The organism is Streptomyces sp. NRRL F-6492 (assembly GCF_001280125.1).
GTDB lineage: Bacteria > Actinomycetota > Actinomycetes > Streptomycetales > Streptomycetaceae > Streptomyces.
On the sequence record NZ_LGEG01000097.1, the window covers coordinates 1 to 2,495 of the forward strand.

1 protein-coding gene and 2 pseudogenes are annotated in these 2,495 nt (G+C 65.3%); 2 read left to right on the forward strand and 1 reads right to left on the reverse strand.

The window, feature by feature from the left end:
• A pseudogene (locus ADL08_RS37595) lies at positions 1 to 145 on the forward strand (IS5/IS1182 family transposase); the annotation flags it as partial.
• An 88-nt stretch (positions 146 to 233) separates the two neighbouring features.
• Positions 234 to 1,052, forward strand: a pseudogene (locus ADL08_RS09930) (IS5 family transposase); the annotation flags it as partial.
• 551 nt (positions 1,053 to 1,603) lie between these two features.
• On the opposite strand, the gene ADL08_RS35330 reads toward ADL08_RS09930, so the two are convergent.
• Positions 1,604 to 2,445 (reverse strand): IS5 family transposase gene (locus ADL08_RS35330; protein WP_420709583.1). Its coding sequence is split into 2 segments (ribosomal slippage): positions 1,604 to 2,085 and positions 2,085 to 2,445, totalling 843 coding nucleotides; the frame shifts between segments, so codons are not numbered across the junction.
• Positions 2,446 to 2,495 lie beyond the last annotated feature (50 nt).

Below are 2,495 nucleotides of genomic sequence, written 5' to 3' on the forward strand. Positions count from 1 at the left end.
GGTGATCGAGCGGACCATGTCCTGGCTGACCGGCTACCGCCGGCTCAACCACCGCTACGAGCGCCATCCCCGCAACTACCCGGCCTTCCTCGGTCTCGCAGCAGCCCTCTGCTGCTACAAGCGACTGGTCCACCTCACCACATAGGACACGGTCTTAGAGGGCATCTGATCTAGTTAGTTGGTGTTTTGGGATGTTCTTGTGACTGCAGGGCGTAGTACTCGTTGTCCGGGACGTGACACCTCGACGTGCGTATCGCAGTGACGTCTCCGATGCCCGTTGGGCACTGATCGAGCCCGTGTTCGTCGCCTGGCGAGCCGTCCGGTCAGGGCCTGGGACGGCAGCTCGGGTGCATGACCTGAGAGAGATCGTGAACGCGGTCCTCTATGTCAACCGCACCGGGATCCCGTGGGAGTACCTGCCCCACGACTTCCCGCCGTTCAAGACCGTCTACGACTACTACGCCAAGCGGGAGGCGGACGGAACCACCGATCAGGTCCACGATCTGCTGCGGGACAGGACCCGCCGGGCGAACGCCCGAGCGGTGGAGCCGTCTGCGGCCGTGGTGGACGCGCAGAGTGTGAAGACCTCCAGTAATGTCGCCGAGACCAGTCGGGGCATTGACGCCGGCAAGAAGATCAAGGGGCGCAAGCGCCACCTGATCACCGACACCCTCGGACTGGTCCTGACCGTTCTGGTCACCGCCGCTTCCGTTCATGACTCCGCCGGCGGCAAGCAGGCTCCGACCGAGCCGGCCGCGGCCCATCCGGGTGTGAACAAGGTGTGGGCCGACGGCGGTTATCAGACCAGCGTCATCCAGCACGGCGCCGGTCTCGGGATCGATGTGGAGGTGGTGCAGCGACCGAAAGAGAAGGGCTTCCGGCCGCTGCCCAAGCGGTGGGTGATCGAGCGGACCTTCGGCTGGCTGATGCGGCACCGCCGCCTCGCGCGCGACTATGAAGCCCTGCCACAGAGATCCCGAACGATGATCCACTGGGCGATGACTAACAAAATGAGCCGCGAACTCACCGGAGAATCCGCACCAACCTGGCGAATCGAAACGGACATGCCTCCCACATCGGCGTGCCCGTTGGTCAGATGCCCTCTTAGAACTCCTAACAAAATGCGGTTTGGTCGAAGACTCCGCTGCCGACGGCGGGTGTGGAGTTGCATGACAGGATCCGGCTGTGACGTGTGATGTGTGTGGGAACCGCGAATGGCGTGGGACTTACCGGTGAAGGAGCGGTGGTTCTGCTCCTGGTGCTACGCGTGGACCGAGCTGGGATACGGTCCCCGTGAGGTTTCACGGCCTCAGTACCAGCCCATGTACGGGCGCTGGGAGCGGGCGGAATCGCCGGATCTTCCTGAGGACGTGGCCCACGCCTACGACACGGCCTATGCCTACACAGGTTCCGGCGCGACGCTGTGCGGCATAGAACACGAAAGCCTCTCGGTCTCTCCGTACTGGTGGGTGCCGGATCGGAGCAATGCCTGCGGTGCTTGCAAGGAGACCGCGGCCGTCATTGACCAGCGCTGGCCGTCGGAGATGCGTGGTGGGAATCGTGTCAACCCCACGCCTCCCCTCGGTTCGTGCTGGCTCCCTTTCTAGGGCTGCCCGCTCGACGCTCTCAGCCGCCTCCAGCAGATCAATGCGCACGCGAGCCTGAGGAACGCTTCGTGGATGTCGTCGCGGACCTCCCAGCGAATGCGCAGACGACGGAACCAGTGCAGGTGAGCAAACGTACGCTCTACAACCCAACGCTGGGTGCCCAGGCCAGAGCCATGCTCGGTACCGCGGCGGGCGATCAGCGGTTGCACACCGAGGTCCCAGACCAGGCGGCGGTACTTGTCGTGGTCGTAGCCGCGGTCGCCCAGCACCATGTCTGGTCGGCGCCGAGGCCGGCCGCGCTTGCCCCGCACCGGCGGCACGGCCTGGAGGAGCGGGATCAGCTGGGTGACGTCGTTGCGGTTGCCGCCAGTGAGAGTGACTGCGAGCGGGATGCCGGTGGCGTCGGTGATCAGGTGGTGCTTGCTGCCCGTCCTGCCCCGGTCAACGGGGCTTCGTCCGGTCTTGGCTCCCCCTTTAACGCGCGGATGTGGGAGCCGTCGACCGCCGCCCTGGAGAAGTCCAGGGCGTTTGCGCTGCGAAGCTTGGCCAGGAGGACCTCATGCAGCCGGAGCCAGACCCCAGCCTCAGTCCACTCGGCCAGGCGGCGCCAGCAGGTCATGCCGGAACCGAAGCCGAGTTCTTGCGGCAGGTGCTCCCAGGCGATCCCGGTGTGCAGCACGAACAGGATGCCCTGGAACACCAGCCGGTCCGGATGCCGCTTGCGCCCGGGATGTCGGGCCCGACGCTCCACCCTCGGGAGCAGCGGCTCGATCACCGCCCACAGCTCGTCATCGACATCCCACGGCTTCGGCCGCGCCACCCCGCACCTCCGGATCATCACTCCTGGAGTGATCCAACCATCTCGAAGATCATTTCGTTAGGAGTTCT